The sequence below is a fragment of the Burkholderia sp. DN3021 genome (assembly GCF_049805555.1).
Taxonomy (GTDB): domain Bacteria; phylum Pseudomonadota; class Gammaproteobacteria; order Burkholderiales; family Burkholderiaceae; genus Burkholderia; species Burkholderia pyrrocinia_C.
Window position 1 is genome coordinate 1 of record NZ_JBNCAB010000265.1, and the last position, 658, is coordinate 658.

Below are 658 nucleotides of genomic sequence, written 5' to 3' on the forward strand. Positions count from 1 at the left end.
GAGTCGCTAACACAAGTCATCCACGAATCTAGAGCAGATGACGGCGGCAGCCAGAGCAAGCAAAGCGGCATGAATATCGAGGCGGCGCTCGAAGCGAATCCGGAGCTTGCCGAAACCAGCAAACCAGGCATGTGTGCGCTCGACGACCCAACGATGACGCCCGAGCCGCTCACTGCTTTCGATACCACGGCGGGCAATACGGGCCTTGATGGCGCGCTGTCTCAGATAGCGCCGGCAACGAGCGAAGTCATACCCTTTGTCGGCGTGCAGTTTGCTCGGCCGCTTGCGCGGCTGCCCGTTCAGGCCCGATACCGCAGGAATGGAATCAAGCGTGGGCTCGAATGCCATCGAATCGTGCCGATTGGCTCCCGTGATCACGACAGCCAGCGGGATGCCGCGTGCATCTACGACGATGTGTCGCTTCGATCCGAGCTTGCCTCGGTCCGTCGGGTTGGGGCCGGATTCTTGGCCCCCGGGGGCTGGAGACGCTGGCTCCATCTAGGCTCGCACGCTCCCAATCGATCTGGTCGTGCTCTCGCAGTCGACGCAGCATCGCCAAATGCAGTCGATGCCATACGCCGGCCGCTTGCCAGTCTCGCAGACGTCGCCAGCATGTCATGCCACTGCCGAAGCCCAACTCCTGCGGAAGGTCTTCCCA

At 62.3% G+C, this 658-nt stretch carries 1 pseudogene; it reads right to left on the reverse strand.

Going from position 1 to position 658, the window contains the following annotated elements:
• Positions 1-6: 6 nt before the first annotated feature.
• Positions 7-658 (reverse strand): annotated as a pseudogene (locus ACPUER_RS37010) (IS5 family transposase); the annotation flags it as partial.